The sequence below is a fragment of the Mesonia ostreae genome (assembly GCF_031845265.1).
GTDB lineage: Bacteria > Bacteroidota > Bacteroidia > Flavobacteriales > Flavobacteriaceae > Mesonia > Mesonia ostreae.
Genome location: NZ_JAVRBG010000009.1, coordinates 61,855 through 80,201, shown reverse-complemented (window position 1 = coordinate 80,201; position 18,347 = coordinate 61,855). Strand labels below are relative to the sequence as shown.

The following is an 18,347-nucleotide window of genomic DNA, read 5'->3' as shown; positions in this document are numbered from 1 at the left end:
TAAAAATTAAAAATTATGATTAAAATTTACCATAATCCTAGATGTTCTAAATCTAGAGAAGGACTTAATATATTAGCAGAATCTGGACAGGATTTTCAGATTGTAAAATACTTAGATATTCCTATGGAAAAGGAAGAAATAAAGGAAGTGTTAAGTCTTTTGGGTATTTCTGCCGAAGAGCTTATCAGAAAAAATGAAAAGGATTGGAAAGAAAATTATAAAGACAAAAAACTGTCTGATGATGAGCTGATACAAGCTATGCAAGAACATCCAAAATTAATTGAGCGTCCCATTGTAGTATGCGATGAGACAGCAGTTATTGGAAGGCCTCCAGAAAAAATTAAGGATATTATTTCTTAAAATGTTATAAATCAATTGTATTGAATTTGTCTTAGATAAAATTGAAGAACATTTTTAAAACTGATCATACTGTAACTTAATTAATGGAAATCTAAATGGAAAAATTGACCTTGATTGTCTTATAATTTTATTGAATCTAGCAATTAAAACACTCGCTCTACTCTTTTCTGAACTATGTTTGTTTTTATTTTTAACATGTTTTTAACCGCTTAAATAGCTGTTTCCTATTATATTAAACATAAAAACAATCATGAAAAAATTAATACTTATTTTAACTTTAGTACTATTTGGTACCAGTTCTATGAATATAAACGCACAAGATTTAATTCAAGGGAATCCTTCTGCTACTGTAACTGATGTTGTTGATAAAGAACTTAAATCTCTAACTCAAGAACTTGCCTTAACTGGAAAACAGCAAAAATTAGCTAAAATTAAATTAACCGAATTTAAAATGAGGGAAAAAGAGCTTTTAAATTCTGATATGATTATTTCCGAAAAATCGGAACAAATCTCGGCTCTAGAAATTAATAAGGTTAAAGAAATGAGAGATATTTTAACTGGTCCACAGTATGATACCTATATAAAGTGGATTAAGGAGAAAAGAAAAATTAATCAAAAGAAAGTGCAAAACAATTAAAATTGAAAATCTTATTTATAATCCGCTTTATTCATTTAAAGCGGATTTTTTATTAACTCAATTTTAACAAAATTTCATTAAACCATCTTTCTCCTTTTGGGTCTTAGCTACAAAACAATCCCAATGATGATGAACCAATCTCTACGCAATTTCGTAGTATTAAAATTATTTTTATTCCTTTCTGTAGCTAGTTTTGCTCAGAATAATTACACTGTTTCGGGTAGCGTTACAGATGAAGATGCAGGAATCCCTTTAGAATATGCCACGATTACCTTTAATGATCCTTCCGGTAAACTTTCTCCGCAAGGAGGAGTTACCGATTTTGACGGAAACTTCTCTATCGAAGTGAAAGAAGGAACCTATAATATTATCGTAGAATACATCTCATTTAAACCAAAGAAGTTTAATAATAGAACTATTTCCAAAGATATGAGTCTTGGGACCGTAAGATTAGGGCTTAATGCAGATAGCTTGGATGAGGTTGTAGTGAGATCAGAAACTACTCAAGTAGATGTAAGATTAGATAAAAAAATCTATAATATTGGTAAAGATTTAACCACCCAAGGAGCCACGGTTAGTGATGCTTTAAGTAATGTCCCATCGGTTACTGTAGATGTAGAAGGCGCTATTAGCTTACGCGGAAATGAGAACGTTAAAATTTTAATTAACGGGAAACCTTCTGCTATGGCAGGATTTGGTGATACAGATGTCTTTAAACAACTTCCGGCAGATGCTATTGAGCGTGTAGAAGTAATCACCTCTCCTTCTGCGCGTTATGATGCGGAAGGTACCGCCGGAATTTTAAATATCATTCTAAGAAAAGAAAAGACTTTAGGCTTAAACGGTTCAGTTTCGGCCAACTTGGGATATCCTGCCAACAGTTCTATTTCAGCGAACCTGAATTTAAGAACAGATAAGTTTAATATTTTTAATACCACAGGGGTTTATTATAGAAAAGCGCCAGGAAATGCTTTCTTTGATAACCGCTATTATGGAGACAGTTTGAGTGTAGATAGATCTATAGAAGATAGGGATTATGATCGCAGACGTCAAGGAATTAATACTAACTTAGGAATGCAATATTATCTAACCGAAAGCTCTTCTATTACAGGAAGCGTATTTATGCGTTTTGGGGATGATAAAGATATAAGTACCAATTATACTTCTCGTTATTTAAATAATACTCTAGTGAATGAAACCACTAGAGCCGAAACTGAGAAAGAAGAGGATGAAAGCTATCAATATGCTTTAAATTATGAGAATAAATTTAATGATGAAGGACATAAATTAACTGCCGATTTACAATATTCTTATGATAATGAAGACCGACCTACTTCTATTGTAGAAAACTTTAATTTTCCTACAGAAACTTTGCAAGGAAGAGATAGAATATTTGAAAATGAAAAGCAGAAAGAATTTCTTATTCAAGCAGATTATGTATTACCTATGGGAGAAGCACAGTTTGAGGCTGGTTACCGAGGTAATTTTGAAGAACAAATCACCGATTATAATTCAGAAAGTCTCAATTTAGAAACGAATCAATTTGAAATAGATTCATTATTAACCAATAAGTTTACATACAAGGAAAATGTAAATGCCGTTTACACACAGTATGGTAATAAAATTGGTAAGTTTTCATTCCTATTAGGCTTGCGTTTAGAACAAACGCAGTTAAAAGGAAAAATAGATTCTGAATTTTCTGATGAAAATGCCTTGCAAGATGAGTTAGGAACAGATATAGATGTAAATTTTGATAAGGATTATTTAGGCCTTTTCCCTACGGTAAATTTAATATATGAGTTAGGAGAAGAGGAGAATATTTCTATAGGTTATAACCGAAGAATTAACCGTCCGCGTGGTTGGTACATTAATCCTTTCCCATCTAGATCTAGTAGAACCAATATATTTCAAGGAAATCCAGATTTAGATCCTGCATATTCTGATGCTTTTGATATTGGCTACCTTAAACAATGGGATAAATTAACCTTAACTTCCTCTATTTATTACCAGCACGAAACCGAATCTTTTGAGCGTATTCAAGAAGATACGGGAAATACCACCACAGATGGAGAAAAAATAATTAGATCTATCCCAATTAACTTAGCAGAAAACGATCGTTTTGGAGGAGAGTTAGGTATTATTTATAACCCTCAAAAATGGCTTAGACTTAACGGAAGTTTTAATATTTATAATTCTACCACTAAGGGAGATTTTAATGGTGTAAATTATGACTCAGAAAATACGAGTTGGTTTGCTCGTTTTAGTTCTAAAGTTACCCTACCTAGTGATATACAGTGGCAAACTACAGGGTTTTATAGAGGACCCAGTAGAAATGCGACTACAGAAAGTGACGGTATATTTTTTATGAATTTGGCTTTTAGCAAAGACATAATCAAAGATGTTGCTACCATTTCATTAAACGTAAGTGATGTGTTTAATACAAGAAAAAGAAGCTCTTTTACAAACAATAGAAACGGTGTAGATGATTTAGATTATTTTACGTCAAATAGTGAGTTCCAATGGAGAGAGAGACAAATTACTTTAGGTGTGGTGTATAGATTTAATCAGCCTAAAAATCAAAGAGGGCGTAATGGAAATAATAATCAAGGAATGGATGAAGGAGGAGACTATGAAGGTTAATCCCTTCATAACTCCTTTCACAAAAGGACATAAAAAAAGGAAGCTAAATTTTAGCTTCCTTTTTTTATATATATGAAGTGCATTTACTTGAGCGCTTCTTTCTTTCTACGTTTTTCCTCTTTCTTCTCTTTAAACATTTCCAATAAAGAACCTCCTATCCAGTAAGGTACAGCGAAAGTCAGTAAAAATACCATTAACCAAAAACCGATTAAAGCGATACCAGCGAACGCTAAAAAGCCAAGGTACTGATCAAATTCGAACATCATAATTTATAAGTTTAAAAGAATTTGTTCAAAGATACATAAAATTTGAAATTTAATACAAACAAAATCTAAGGTTTTAGACTATTAATTTTCAGTTTAAATTTTAAAGTTACTCCAAATAGTTTGCTAATCTGGCTTTTATTAACTGGTAGGGTTTTAATAATCAGGATCAATGAAAACCTTTGTACTTGTTTTCTTCTAAAAATATTAATTAATTTTCTATTCTGATTTTTATAAATTTAAGATTAAATTTTGTATTCATTGATTATTCTTGACAAGGAATCTCGTTTTCCTAAAAATTCACATCCTACTTCTAAGACCAATAAATCTGATTTCTTCCTAAAAGCTAAAAAAGGAAAATTCTAATGGAGAGAATCTAGACTTATTGTGAGAACTTCTTACGCTATCCTAACGGAAATCATTAAATTTGTAATTAGTTACAAAAAACTTACAATTTCATGGAATATAGAATAGAGAAAGACACTATGGGCGAGGTAAAAGTACCTGCCGATAAACTTTGGGGAGCGCAAACCGAGCGTTCTAGAAATAACTTTAAAATAGGTCCCGCGGCTTCTATGCCTTTAGAAATCGTTTACGGATTCGCTTATTTGAAAAAAGCTGCGGCCTACACCAACGAAGCAGCAGGAGTTCTTCCTAAAGAAAAAAGAGATCTTATCGCAAAGGTTTGCGACGAAATTTTAGAAGGCAAGCATGATGACCAATTTCCATTGGTGATTTGGCAAACTGGATCAGGGACGCAAAGTAATATGAACGTGAATGAGGTAATCGCAAATCGCGCACATCAATTGGCAGGAAAAACCATTGGCGAAGGCGATAAAACGCTTCAACCAAATGATGATGTAAATAAATCTCAGTCTTCTAACGATACTTTTCCCACAGGAATGCATATCGCTACCTATAAGAAAATCGTGGAAGTAACGATTCCTGGAGTAAAGCAGTTAAGAGATACCCTTCAGAAAAAAGCAGAAGAATTTAAAAAAATCGTAAAAATAGGTCGGACGCATTTTATGGATGCTACGCCCCTAACTTTGGGTCAAGAATTTGGAGGTTATGCTTCTCAATTGGATCACGGTTTAAAAGCCTTGGAAGCAACACTTCCGCATTTGGGAGAATTAGCTCTAGGAGGAACTGCGGTAGGTACGGGATTAAACACGCCTAAAGATTACGCTGTAAATGTGGCAAAGCATATCGCAAAATTTACGGAACTTCCTTTTACTTCAGCTAAAAATAAATTTGAAGCCTTGGCAGCGCACGATGCTTTGGTAGAAAGTCACGGCGCATTGAAGCAACTCGCTGTTGCCTTAAATAAAATAGGTAATGATATTAGAATGTTAGCGTCTGGACCTCGAAGCGGAATTGGAGAAATCAACATTCCTGCAAACGAGCCTGGTTCTTCTATTATGCCAGGAAAAGTGAACCCAACCCAATGTGAAGCTTTAACCATGGTTTGTGCGCAAGTGATGGGGAATGATGTGGCGATTAGCGTTGGCGGGATGCAAGGGCAGTTTGAACTGAACGTTTTTAAACCTGTCATGGCCGCCAACTTACTGCAAAGCGCCGAGCTTATTGGAGATTCTTGTGTCTCTTTTGAAGAGCATTGTGCCGCAGGTATTGAGCCTAACCAAGAACGTATTGATGAGTTGTTGCAAAACAGTTTGATGTTGGTAACTGCTTTAAATACCAAAATTGGATATTATAAAGCTGCTGAAATTGCAAATACAGCGCATAAAAACGGAACTACTTTAAGAGAAGAAGCCGTGAATTTAGGTTACACTACTGCGGAAGAGTTTGATGCTTGGGTGAAACCAGAAGATATGGTGGGTGATATAAACTAAATTTAATAAGTCGGGGTTTGCAGATTTCTTCTAAATTTGTGATGAATGCTAAATCAGTTTTTGAGCTAAATATCTAACAACTTGATTGGTAGAATACGCTGACAAATTTATGTTTACAAAAAACAATCTTGCACATAGTATTTTATTATCAATTCCGCTATTGGTGTTATGCCTTAGCGGAATTTTTTTAATTCCCCAACAAGCAGATTTTATTCGGGAAGTCTGTAATTTCACCCTGCTCACCGCATTCTTTTATGCGCTTTGCTTTTTAATTTCTTCCGTAAAGCTAAAAGCTATTATCTCTTGGATTATTGGTTTTATACTGAGTTTTCTTTTATTGATAAAGCTTAACTTTTATCATATTTATCAGGTAAAACTGAGCGCCTCTGCCCTATTTGTCATTTTTGAAACCAATGCTCAAGAAACTTCAGAGTTTCTAGAAGTCTATATTAGCAGTACTTTTTTATTCTTGGCGGGGATTTTTATACTTTATCTTTTGGGCTACGCATACACGCTTTTTAAGAGAAAGATGATATTCCAGCTTGACTTAAAACCTTCATTGCGAATAATTATAAAAATGGGATTACTTGGTCTCGCGGTAGTTTCAGCATACCTCATACATTGGAAGTTTTCTGAATTTAATATTCTCTACACCACCAAAACTTCCTACGCAGACTATAAAGCCACCAAAAAACTGATTAAAAAAACACTGGCTCAACCTAGTTCTCCTTATTTAAAGGAAGTGAAAAAAAATGCTAATGCTCCTAAAATAGGAGTGGTAATTATAGGAGAATCTACCAATAGAAATCATATGTCGCTATATGGATATTACCGAAATACAAATCCGCTCTTAGCGAAACAAATAGAATTATGGATTTCTAAAGATGTGATCACGCCGCACGTGCATACCGTCACCGCTTTAAATAAAATTCTCACCTTAAATTCTTTTGAAAACAAAAGAAAAAAAGAAAACGCTTCTATAATTCAACTGGCTAACCAAGCGGGATACAAGACTTTTTGGCTTTCTAATCAGCGGCCTGTGGGCATCAACGAATCTGTGCCTACTTTGATTGGTAATGCCGCGAATGAAAAGAAGTTTTTAAACACTGATAATTATAACCGAAAAAGTTACGACGAGGTTTTATTACCTGCATTCAACGAGGCTTTACAAGATTCTGCGACTTACAAAATGATTTTTTTTGCATCTTTCGGGGACACATTTGGGGTATAAAGAACGCTATCCCAATACCTACGAGCATTTTAATGACACTCCAAAAACGAAGTTTCAACACGAGAGAGCGTATCGATTTATTAATGAATATGATAATTCTGTTCGCTACAACGATTATATTATCAACGAACTCTTAGAACAGTTAAAAGCACAGCAGACTTCCTCATATATGTTGTATTTTTCAGATCACGGAGATGATGTCTTTGATGATTATGATAATGCGGGACACAGCGAAGATATTGGCACCAACGGCATGTTCGAAATTCCTTATATCACCTGGGTTTCTCCGCAATTTAAGGAGCAATTAAAATTAAGTGTAGAGGTTGCTAAAATTGAAAATAGAAAGTATTTAATGGATGAATTTATTCACGCTTTCGCGGATTTGAGTCAGATTTCTTTTCATGCTTTAGATAAAACTAAAAGCATTTATTATTCTACCTACGTTGAAAAACCAAGGCTAATTAAGGGTAAAATAGATTATGATGCGCAAAAAGACTAAGATGATTTTTATTGCTATACTTGCCGTGTTCTTGATTTTGGCGATTGCGTATCGTTATAGCAGCAAGCGCATAGAGTTTTACGGCTACTACGACAAAGTTTGGGCTCATCGTGCAAACGATCTTAAAAAACTAGAAAACAGCCAATCCCGTTTTAAAGGTATCGAACTGGATTTAGTATATCAAAAAGAGGGTGATTGGCTTGAGGTGAATCATCCTCCTGCCCCATCTACCGGCTTGTCTTTTAAAGAATATGTAAATCATGTGAGCAACAAAAAACTAGGAATGTGGTTAGATCTTAAAAATTTGACGCCAACAAATCAACAGGCGGTGTTTAATCGCATTGAAAAAGGTATCGCTTCCGCGGAAATCAATCCAAGTCAGGTTATTATTGAATCTTCCCAAGCAGAACTTTTAAATATTTTTCAAAAAAAAGGCTATCGCACCAGTTATTACCTCCCCATCAATCTACATCAAAAAACGGAAGAGGAATTAGCTAAAAGTATTCAAGAGATAAAAGCGCAGCTTCAAAAGCAGAAAGATTTAGAGATCTCCTCAGATTTTACGGATTACGCTGTAATTTCAAAATATTTTCCGAAGAAAAAAAAGAACTTTTGGGTCATGCACAGTACGTATTCCGTTAAGATTTTAAAAAGTTACAAAACGCTAAGAAAAATGCTTCAAGACTCTAGCGTCCAAACGGTGTTAACCCCATATAATAATTGGAATTAAGTCATAAAATTAGATAGTTACACCGCTTTTCAAACCAAGTTTGAAAGCTTCTAGATTTTAGACATAAGACTAAATTTTTAATTCACTTTCTTAAAACTACAAAACAAGAAATTTTGCTTAGTATCAAACGGAGTGAGGTGGTCTTCCGTAAAACAATTTAATGGAGTAAAGTTATTTTTAAATTTGTCTTTCAGCTCTTCTTCGGAATATTGTTTAATCTCAAGTCCGCTACATTTTAAAGGACCGTTTTTAGAAAAAGTTCCTATAGCCAAGTAACCAGTAACATTTTTTGAAGTGTTTTCTACGTACTGTGCAATTTGTTCTTGAGTAGTTAAAAAGTGAAACGCAGCTCTATCGTGCCAAATATCATAGGTGGTTTCGGGCTTAAAATCTACGACATCACTTACCACCCAAGTTACTTTTTCGGCTTTAGCACCCAATCTAGCTTTTGCTTTTTCCAAAGCTTTAGCCGAAATATCTAGAACGCTAATATTCTCATAGCCCTCTTCTAATAAATGGTCTACCAAATTACTATCACCGCCGCCTACATCTATAATTTTTGCTTTCTTACTTACTTTAAACGAATGTATAAGGTCGAAACTAGTTTTAGGGACTTCTTGTGTCCAACTTACCTGATTAGGGTTCTTAGTTTCGTAAACATTTTCCCAATGAGTCTTTTTATTCGTTTTCATTTCTTGAATTTAATGTTTAATAATTCTATTATTTCTAACAAAGCAAAAAAGCTAAGTCATAAGGAACTTAGCTTTTTTAACTCTTATTTCCAAAATTAAATCACCAGAATTATTTCTTATAAAAACGTTTGTATTTTCTGTAAGCTACGGCTCCTATAAGGGCCCAAGCTCCAAAAGCGATAAAGATAAATTGGTAACTAATAATTTGATCTCCACTCGCATAAGAATGCAATCCAGTAAGGTAAAAATTAACTCCAAAGTATGTCATTAAGATAGAACCAAAAGCAAGAATTGCTGCCCAGTTAAAAGCAAATCTTCCGCGTAATCCTGGCACTAAACGCATATGAATTACAAAGGCATACACCATAATACTAATTAATGCCCAAGTTTCTTTAGGATCCCAGCCCCAATACCTACCCCAGCTTTCATTAGCCCATTGGCCGCCTAAGAAATTTCCAATCGTTAATAAGACCAAGCCTACAGTTAAACAAAGTTCTGTAATAATGGTTAACTCTTGAATATTAATATTCATCTTTTTCTTGTTCTTTTCTGTAGTAAGAATCATAAGAAGCAGTGACACCAAACCTAAAATCATTCCTAAAGTAAACGGACCGTAACTAGCAACAATCACGGCTACGTGAATCATTAACCAGTAAGAATCTAATACAGGAACTAGGTTTGCAATTGAAGGATCCATCCAGTTCCAATGCGCAATCATAAGAATCATCGACGTCACAAATGCCGTAGATGCCGTAGTTAAATCACTTTTTCTACCAAAAGCCAATCCAAAGAACATCGTTGCCCAAGCTACATAAATCATACTTTCATACGCATCACTCCAGGGAGCGTGACCAGAAATATACCAACGTGCTATTAAGCCAGCCGTATGGACTAGAAACAGTATAAAGATAAGAATTTGAAAGAATTTGATACTCCTTCTTATGTTCTTAGAGTTTTTAAAAATTTGAATGATAACCACCACAAACATCAGCAATCCAACCACCATATATTGCCAAAACAGGTTTTTAAACACGTCAAATTTATTGTAGAGAATCTCGGTATCAATCTTTTCTTGTGAAGGCATTACTTCTGCTCCGTATTTTTTCTGAAAGCCTTCAATACTGCTCAATACCTCATTGGATTTACTATAATCCCCAGTACTTCTTGCGGTTCTTAAAGTTTGCATATAAAGTGGGAGCACATTTCGAGTATACAAAGAATCAACTCCTTCAAACTGACCTTCAGATTTCATAGCTTCAGGATAAGAAACCCACTTATTATTTTCTGCATCAGGAATGGGGAAAATTTTTAGGATTTTACCTTCCAAGGCATTGTATAATAAATTCACTTTTTCGTCTGCTGAGATAAAATCTTTTTGAAATTGATTTTTAACTTTCGCTCTATACGCCTCTTCCAAAAACGGCGATAATTTATATACTCCGCGCTCATCGAAGAATTGAGCTAATGGAATATGTTTTAAACCCTTTTCTACCCCAATAACATGGTGCAAACTATCATTTTTTGCTTTCACATAAATTAAAGGCACATTATACCATAAGGTAGGATTTTGGGTCATAGAAACCAACACTTGGTCACTATTTAAACCTTCATAATGATCGCTTTTACTCAGCTTTCGCATTAATTCTGACGAGTAGGTATTGGCAGGTTTCATTCTACCGCCAGCATCCTGAATAACTAATCTCCCAAATTTGGAAGCGTGTTCTTTACTTACTGCTGTAGCCATAACTACAGAGTCCATCTTTGATTTTGGAGTAATCATGGAAGTGCTATGCTCATGAGCCGCATCTTCGTCCTCTTGATGATTAGTGTCTTGGGCAAACCCAGAAACACTTAGCAATACAGCAGCAATAACACCTAAACTCGCTTTCTTTGCTTTAATCTTAGTTAATTTTCTTTCTAATTCTCCAAAACGAGAACCTCTTTCAAATAGTAAGATCATCATTCCTAAATACAATAAGAAATATCCTATATAGGTAATCCAGGTTCCCCACCAATCATGATTTACAGAGAGTACAGTTCCCTTCTCATCGGTATCAAAAGAGGCTTGAAAAAAGCGATAGCCTTTATGATCTAAAACGTTATTCATAAAAATTTCATGCTTAGTTACGTCTTCACCATCAATAAGATCTACTTTACTTTTAAAGGAAGAATAACTAGGCATAGGATTGTTCTCGGTTCCAGGATATTTTTCGGCTATAAAATCATTCAATTTAATTGAGAATGGCAGTTCGTATTCCTTACTTCCATAACGGGCAAAAACTTCTAAACCACCTACATTTACTTGCTTATAATCATTTACATATCCTTTTGCTCCCAACATTTTTACTTGCTGCGTTTCTCCATTGCTTGTAATATTTAATACAACGCCATCTGCCTGCCCATCTTCTTTAGGATCAGAAGCAACTAAATCATATTTTCCTTTTATAGGAGCATCAGGCAATACAAATTGCATTTCTGCCATGTTATATAGCGAACGCATCATTAGCGGCTGAACCGAATCTGCCACCACAACGCCTTTCTTTTGATCTGACATACGCATATAATCACCTGCAAACGGAGAAGAAATGGTACTTCCTTCCTCGCTTATATTAATGTTGATGGCTCCTTCTGTAGGTTTATTGAATGCAAATAAAATATTATGAATAGAGGTAACTTCATTTTCTTCTAAATAATGATCGTGTCTGTTTCCACCGCCAGCTTCTACAATCTTCAAGTATTTTTTACCATCCTCTGTCTCTACCAATCCTTCTTCTGCTGCCGGAATAAATTTAACCACCTCAAATTGTACTTCTTGCCCTTTAAAATCGGTGGTTATGATTTTATTATTATCAATTTTAGGAGCAAGATTTAATCTTAAGTCTTGGGCTCTTCTTAAGGGTTCGCCGTCTACTTCTCCATCCATCATAACAGAAAGATATGTCTTTTCTGAAAGCATTACGTTAGTTGTCTCTCCTTCCCGAATAGGCATAATCCCTTCATAACCAATGTATCTCGTCACACCTGCACCCACTAAAATTAGCAAAAATGATAAGTGAAAAATTAAGGTATTGAGTTTCTCTCTTCGCAACAAACGGTATCTTTTAATATTTCCTAGAAAGTTAAGCGCGAATACAATCATAATAGCTTCAAACCACCAAGCATTATAAATCCAAGCTCTGGCAGTAGCGGTACTATATGAGTTTTCAACAAAAGTTCCGATAGCCATCGCCACTGCAAAAGAGATAAACAAAATTGACATGGTTCGGGTAGAGAAAAGAATTTGGGCAACCTTCTTCTGAAACATAAAAATGCATTTTTATAAACGCTGCAAATTTACCATTTTTGTGGGATATACTTCTTATTTTAGCGGTAAAATATGGAGTTATTCGTTAAAGTTAACCAACGTATTTTTAAAGTGAATTTATATGATTACAGTTTCTATTCTTGGCTCGGGAAATGTGGCTACGCATCTTTATCGCGCTTTCGCGGAAAGCACTGAAGTTCAGTTAGTTCAAATCTATGGTAGAAATCCTACAAACTTACTTGCTTTTAAAGATAAGGTTTCTACTTGTAGTCGTTTAGAAGACCTAAAAAAAGTAGATATTTTTATACTTGCCGTGAAAGACGATGCTGTGGAAGAAATTATTCAAAAACTGAAGCATCGTGATGCAATTATTGCACATACTTCAGGAAGTATTCCACTTTCTCAATCGGCAAAAAAGAATGGTGTTTTTTATCCGTTGCAAACCTTTTCAAAAGATACACCGGTAGATTTTAAACATATTCCGCTCTGCTTGGAAGCTTCCGATAAGGAAATTTATACGCTACTAGAAAAATTAGCTTTGAGCATTTCCCCTAAAGTGTTTTCCATCTCTAGTGAGCAGCGAAAATCTTTACATCTTTCTGCCGTATTTGTATGTAATTTTGTGAACCATCTGTATCATATAGGAGAATCTTTATGCGAAAAAAATGAGGTGCCTTTTGAGATTTTACACGCATTAATTTTAGAAACGGCAAGAAAAGCAAGTCTTCACTCGCCCAAAGCCGTACAAACAGGTCCGGCTGTTAGAAACGATCAAAAAAGCATCGCGACGCATTTAGAACGCTTAACCGATGAAAAATATAAAGAAATTTATACATTGCTCACCCAATCGATACAAGCTACTTATGGAACGAAATTATAAAGAAATTCTTAACGACATTACTACCTTTGTTTTTGATGTAGACGGTGTACTCACAGATGGTACCGTACACGTTTCTGCCGAAGGAGAACTTTTACGCAGTATGAATATTAAGGACGGTTATGCCCTAAAAAAAGCGGTAAAAAGCGGTTTTACGGTGTGTATTATTTCTGGAGGAAAAAATGAAGCGGTAAGAAAACGCTTAAACGGATTAGGAATTACCGAAATCCATTTAGGAATAGAAGATAAAGTAGCTTGCTTAGAGAAGCTTTTTAAATCTCAAGGCATCATAGCTGAAAATGTAGCTTATATGGGCGATGATATTCCAGATCTCTACCCTATGCGATTAATTGGTTTACCTACGTGTCCTCAAGATGCCGTTCCAGAAGTGAAAGCGATTTCTAAATACATCTCTCACAAAAACGGCGGAAAAGCTTGTGCGCGCGATCTTATAGAGCAAGTATTAAAAGTACAAGGAAAATGGCTTAACGATTAATTATGAAGAAGTATTTACAACTGATTCGTCTTCCCAATTTATTAATGATTGCCCTCACCCAACTGGTGATTAAATATTGCTTTTTTGAGCCTTTTCCAGTTGAAATTACCTTAAACGGATTTGGTTTTTCTTTGCTGATTTTAGCGACGGTTTGTTTGGCTGCCGCTGGAAATATTATTAACGATATTCACGATGTGGAAGCCGATGAAATTAATAAACCGCATAAAGTAATTCTTGGTAAGCACATTTCAGAAAAGACCGCTTATAATTTATTTTTAATATTTAATGTAATTGGCGTCTTACTCGGGTTTTATCTTTCTAATATGATTGGTAAACCTATCTTTAGCGGAATCTTTATTATGGTTTCGGGAATTTTATACCTATATGCGACTTCCTTTAAATCATATTTGGTGGTGGGTAATCTTCTCATAAGCGCTCTTGTGGCTTTGGTAATTATTCTTCCAGGATTATTTGATTTACTTCCTGCGATTACACCACAAAATCAAGAGACGCAAAGAACGTTTGTGTCCATTTTAGTAGATTACGCCATTTTTGCTTTCTTAATCAACTGGTTAAGAGAAATGGTAAAAGATCAAGAAGACATTCAAGGCGATCATAAAGCTGAAGTGAACACGCTACCTATCGCTTTGGGAAAAGAAAGAACTAATAAATTGATTTTTGGATTTAGCCTCATTCCGCTTTTTGCCATTTTATATTATATCTACGCATATCTATATCAAAACACATATGCGATGATCTATGCTTTTGTTTTCATTTTAATACCACTCGTTTGGTTTATGTCTAAAATTATTTCTGCAAAAAATAAAAAAGAATTTAGTAATTTGAGCGGAATATTAAAACTCATTTTACTTTTGGGAATCATATCTATTGCCTTATACCCTTTGTTATGGAAGTAAACCCTTTAAAAAATCGACTCAAAGACAAGAATATTATTCTCGCTTCAGGATCGCCACGAAGAAAACAAATCTTAGAAGAACTAGGACTTTCTTTTTCCGTAGAAATTAGAAAAGTGATTGAAACCTATCCCAGCCATTTAACTCCGCCAGAAGTTGCTATATATTTGGCAAACCTAAAAGCAGAGCCCTTTAAAAAAGACCTGGGAGAAAATGATATTCTCATCACAGGAGATACGATTGTTTGTCTCGAAAATAAAATTTTAGGAAAACCAAAAGATCGTGAGGAAGCATTTGAGATGCTTTCTAGACTATCAGGAAAAGAGCATCAAGTAATTTCTTCGGTTTGCTTAAAATCGAAAGATAAATTATTTGAATTTAAAGATATTACCCTAGTTCACTTTAACAAATTATCGAAGTTTGAAATAGATTATTATTTAGATTACTATCAACCTTATGATAAAGCTGGCGCCTACGGAATTCAAGAATGGATTGGACAAATAGGCATTAAAAAAATTGAAGGTTCTTTTTATACCGTTATGGGAATGCCTACACATTTATTGTATGAAAATCTTATGAAGTTTTAACCTAATTTTATCGTCATTTAGAAACTACAAAGCCATTGTATTGTAATTGAATTACGTAATTTTGCACATCAATTATGAATATTTATGCATATCTATTTTTTACCGCATTCTTCAGATTTTATTATCAGCGCCGCCGTACTTATTGGCTTACTATTGCTGCGTCTAATTTTAACTACCACCGCAAATAAAGTAGGGAAAAGACAAGGCATTAATTTAGCACGTGTAAGATTAATGGTGAAGTACATTAATATTTTAATGATCTTTATCGCCGTCTTTTTACTTATGATTGTTTGGGGCGTGAAAGCCGAAGATTTAGCGCTTGTTTTTTCATCGGTATTTGCAGTAATTGGAATTGGTTTGTTTGCTGTTTGGTCTATTTTGAGCAACATTACCTCTGGTGTAATTATGTTCTTCTCTTTTCCTTATAAGATAGGAGATAAAATTAAAATTCACGATGCAGATATACCTCTAGAAGGCATTATTGAAGACATTAAAGCTTTTCATGTATATTTAAGAATTCCAAATGGCGAATTGGTGACTTACCCTAATAATTTGGTCTTGCAAAAAGCCATCTCTTTGGTGAAGAAAGATGCTTTTGTAGACGATGGCTCAGATTCTTTATAAGATTAACTTTTGGATGCTTTGAAAGTTGTTATATTTGGCAGCACCCAAATTCAATGTCAATGAAAAAGTACGCTTTCGTATTCCTCATTTTACTAAGTAATTTCACCTTTTACGGTCAGAAGCCGCCTCAACTCAACAGTTCTGAAATATATCAGCAACTAGAAAAGTTAGATTTTTTAGGCTCTGTTTTATATATCGCCGCTCATCCAGATGATGAAAATACCAAGCTTATATCCTATTTTTCTAATCAAATTCACGCAAATACTGCTTATTTATCGCTTACGCGTGGCGATGGTGGTCAAAATCTTATAGGTTCAGAATTACGAGAAAAATTAGGTCTTATACGTACACAAGAATTATTGGCAGCCAGAAGAATTGATGGCGGAAAACAATTTTTTACCCGCGCCAATGATTTTGGGTATTCTAAAACCCCACAAGAAACCTTAGCCATTTGGAATAAAGAAAAGGTCTTAAACGACGTGGTAAAAAGCATTCGTAAATTTCAACCCGATGTAATTATTAACCGTTTTGATCATCGCACTGAAGGTAATACGCACGGTCATCATACGGCATCAGCGAGATTAAGTTTAGAAGCCTTTGCAAAAGCGGCAGATAAAAATTACGCTTCCGCGGAAGCAAAAACACTTGGTACTTGGCAGCCGCAACGTTTATTCTTTAATACTTCTTGGTGGTTTTACGGAAGCCAAGAGAAGTTTGATTCCGCCGATAAAAGCAAGATGCTAGCCATAGACGCCGGAGTTTACAATCCGCTTATAGGAATTTCTAATAGCGAAATCGCATCACACAGTAGAAGTCAGCATAAATCACAAGGTTTTGGAAATACACCCGTACGAGGTGAACAATTAGAATATATTGAGTTAATTGAAGGAAATCCCATAGAAGGAAATTCTGTTTTTGAAGGCATCAACACCACTTGGACTCGCGTAAAAGGAGGAAAAGAAATAGGTGTTTTAATTGCTAAAATTAAAACGGAATACGATTTTAAAACTCCTTCAAAAAGCGTGAAAGACTTGGTAAAGGTCTACCGACTAATTGAGAAAATAGAAAATAAACATTGGAGAGACATCAAGCTTCAGGAAACTAAAAATCTCATTGCTGCTTGTTCTGGTTTATATTTAGAAGCCGTTACCGAAACTGCATTAACAACTCCAGGAGAAACCCTTTTCTTACAAATTGAAGCTACACAACGCCTAGGTAACTCTGTGCTGAAAGAAATTGCGATCAGTAATTCTAACTTCAGTAAAAAATTAAACACTAGTTTAAATCCGAATCAAAAAGTTGCTTTCAAAGAAGAATTTACGCTTCCGGCGAATACGCCATACACTAATCCATATTGGTTAAAAAAACCTAGTGGAATAGGAATGTATGAAGTAGAGAATAAAGATGTAATCGGTTTACCCGAAACCCCTCCTACGCTAATCGCTAATTTTAGCATAGAAATAGAAGGAGAAACGCTTACTTTCGAGAAAGAATTGGTTTATAAATACAATGATCCTGTAGAAGGAGAGGTTTATGAGCCTTTTCAAGTGGTTCCAACCATTTCAGTAAGCATAGAAAAACCTATCTTAATTTTTGGAAACGAAAAAACTAAAGTGTTACCTATACATATTAAGACTTTTTCTGATAAAATTTCAGGCCGACTAAAATTAGATGCTCCTAATCACTGGAAGATAGAATATTCAAATGAAGAGATACAATTCAGCAAAAAAGGAGAGGAAAAAATCATTTATGCAAACATTACACCGCCCAATGAAGGAACCGAGGATGAGTTAATAGCTAGTTTTATCATTTCAGGTAAAACCTACCAACAGAATGTAGTAGAAATAGATTACGAGCATATTCCCAAGCAAATTTTGTTAGAGCCTGCAAATGCCAAGCTTATCGCTTTAGACATCAAAAAGAAAGGAGATAAAATAGCGTATATTGAAGGCGCGGGAGACGTAGTTCCAGAAAGTCTTCGTGAAATTGGTTACCAAGTAAGTGTTTTAACGCCTAGTCAAATTTCTTTAGAAAAATTAAAAGCTTTTGATGCTGTTGTTATGGGAATTAGAGCTTACAATACCGTAAATGAGTTGGCTTATAAACAAGAGATTTTGTTTGCTTATGTAAAACAAGGCGGAAATATGATTGTGCAATACAACACCAATAGAGGTTTAGTTACGCAAGATTTGACGCCATATTCACTTCAGCTTTCTAGAGATCGCGTAACCGATGAATTTTCTGATGTGAAATTTTTGGCAAAAAAACATCCCGTCCTTAACTCACCCAACAAAATTACTAGTAAAGATTTTGAAAATTGGGTGCAAGAACGCGGTTTGTATTTTCCAGGAGAATGGGATAAAGAACACTTTACTCCTATTCTTTCCTTAAAAGAAAAAGGAGAATCTTGGATGGACGGCAGTTTATTAGTAGCTTCTTATGGAAAAGGAAATTACATCTATACTGGATTGAGCTTCTTTAGAGAATTTCCTGCTGGAGTTTCAGGTTCTTACCGTTTGTTTGCCAACTTAATCTCATTAGGAAAATAATGGAAAAGCCCGAAAAATATAGTTGGAAGAAAAGCTACACTTTACTGTTAGTAATGAATGTAATATATATTCTGTTTTTTTATATCCT

Annotated in this window: 14 protein-coding genes and 1 pseudogene; 12 read left to right on the top strand and 3 right to left on the bottom strand. The window is 34.7% G+C overall.

What is annotated here, in order from left to right:
* Positions 1-15 precede the first annotated feature (15 nt).
* The 3 genes from arsC to RLT85_RS10105 all read left to right on the top strand — a co-directional run bounded on the left by arsC (position 16) and on the right by RLT85_RS10105 (position 3,637).
* A complete protein-coding gene (gene arsC, locus RLT85_RS10115; protein ID WP_311401919.1) occupies positions 16-360 on the top strand; it encodes an arsenate reductase (glutaredoxin) in 345 nt (114 codons plus the stop codon).
* A 250-nt stretch (positions 361-610) separates the two neighbouring features.
* Positions 611-997: a hypothetical protein gene (locus RLT85_RS10110; protein WP_311401918.1), complete on the top strand. Its 387-nt coding sequence runs from the start codon at positions 611-613 to the stop codon at positions 995-997.
* 123 nt (positions 998-1,120) lie between these two features.
* The gene (locus RLT85_RS10105) at positions 1,121-3,637 is read left to right on the top strand and encodes a TonB-dependent receptor (RefSeq protein ID WP_311401917.1); all 2,517 of its coding nucleotides are present in this window, start codon (positions 1,121-1,123) and stop codon (positions 3,635-3,637) included.
* Between the two features lie 83 nt (positions 3,638-3,720).
* On the opposite strand, the gene RLT85_RS10100 is transcribed toward RLT85_RS10105, so the two are convergent.
* The gene (locus RLT85_RS10100) at positions 3,721-3,900 is read right to left on the bottom strand and encodes a hypothetical protein (protein ID WP_311402006.1); all 180 of its coding nucleotides are present in this window, start codon (positions 3,898-3,900) and stop codon (positions 3,721-3,723) included.
* Positions 3,901-4,358: 458 nt separating this feature from the next.
* Here RLT85_RS10100 and fumC point away from each other — a divergent pair, with 458 nt between their 5' ends.
* From fumC to RLT85_RS10080, 3 genes and pseudogenes are all read left to right on the top strand, one after another.
* Positions 4,359-5,756, top strand: a complete 1,398-nt coding sequence (gene fumC / locus RLT85_RS10095; protein ID WP_311401916.1) for a class II fumarate hydratase — start codon at positions 4,359-4,361, stop codon at positions 5,754-5,756.
* 109 nt (positions 5,757-5,865) lie between these two features.
* Positions 5,866-7,486 (top strand): annotated as a pseudogene (locus RLT85_RS10090) (sulfatase-like hydrolase/transferase).
* A gap of 1 nt (position 7,487) precedes the next feature.
* The gene (locus tag RLT85_RS10080) at positions 7,488-8,216 is read left to right on the top strand and encodes a hypothetical protein (RefSeq protein ID WP_311401913.1); all 729 of its coding nucleotides are present in this window, start codon (positions 7,488-7,490) and stop codon (positions 8,214-8,216) included.
* A gap of 77 nt (positions 8,217-8,293) precedes the next feature.
* On the opposite strand, the gene RLT85_RS10075 is transcribed toward RLT85_RS10080, so the two are convergent.
* Together RLT85_RS10075 and RLT85_RS10070 are read right to left on the bottom strand one after the other, a co-directional pair.
* Entirely contained in the window at positions 8,294-8,908 is a 615-nt protein-coding gene (locus RLT85_RS10075) for a class I SAM-dependent methyltransferase (RefSeq protein WP_311401912.1), read from the bottom strand.
* Between the two features lie 109 nt (positions 8,909-9,017).
* The gene (locus tag RLT85_RS10070) at positions 9,018-12,212 is read right to left on the bottom strand and encodes a cytochrome c biogenesis protein CcsA (protein ID WP_311401911.1); all 3,195 of its coding nucleotides are present in this window, start codon (positions 12,210-12,212) and stop codon (positions 9,018-9,020) included.
* Positions 12,213-12,333: 121 nt separating this feature from the next.
* Between RLT85_RS10070 and RLT85_RS10065 the strand changes: the two genes are divergently transcribed.
* The 6 genes from RLT85_RS10065 (at position 12,334) to RLT85_RS10040 (ending at position 18,259) form a co-directional block, all read left to right on the top strand.
* Complete coding sequence (locus tag RLT85_RS10065) at positions 12,334-13,092, top strand: Rossmann-like and DUF2520 domain-containing protein (protein WP_311401910.1); 759 nt, start codon at positions 12,334-12,336, stop codon at positions 13,090-13,092.
* Positions 13,076-13,585: a KdsC family phosphatase gene (locus tag RLT85_RS10060; protein ID WP_311401909.1), complete on the top strand. Its 510-nt coding sequence runs from the start codon at positions 13,076-13,078 to the stop codon at positions 13,583-13,585. The genes RLT85_RS10065 and RLT85_RS10060 overlap by 17 nt, the downstream gene beginning before the upstream one ends.
* 2 nt (positions 13,586-13,587) lie before the next feature.
* Entirely contained in the window at positions 13,588-14,502 is a 915-nt protein-coding gene (locus RLT85_RS10055) for a geranylgeranylglycerol-phosphate geranylgeranyltransferase (RefSeq protein WP_311401908.1), read from the top strand.
* Positions 14,493-15,086 (top strand): Maf family nucleotide pyrophosphatase, encoded by a 594-nt coding sequence (locus RLT85_RS10050; RefSeq protein ID WP_311401907.1) that lies wholly within the window; start codon positions 14,493-14,495, stop codon positions 15,084-15,086. The genes RLT85_RS10055 and RLT85_RS10050 overlap by 10 nt, the downstream gene beginning before the upstream one ends.
* Before the next feature lie 84 nt (positions 15,087-15,170).
* Positions 15,171-15,710 carry a mechanosensitive ion channel domain-containing protein gene (locus tag RLT85_RS10045; protein WP_311401906.1) on the top strand — a complete coding sequence of 180 codons (540 nt, stop codon included), beginning with the start codon at positions 15,171-15,173 and terminating at the stop codon, positions 15,708-15,710.
* Between the two features lie 59 nt (positions 15,711-15,769).
* Entirely contained in the window at positions 15,770-18,259 is a 2,490-nt protein-coding gene (locus RLT85_RS10040) for a PIG-L family deacetylase (RefSeq protein WP_311401905.1), read from the top strand.
* Positions 18,260-18,347: the final 88 nt, after the last annotated feature.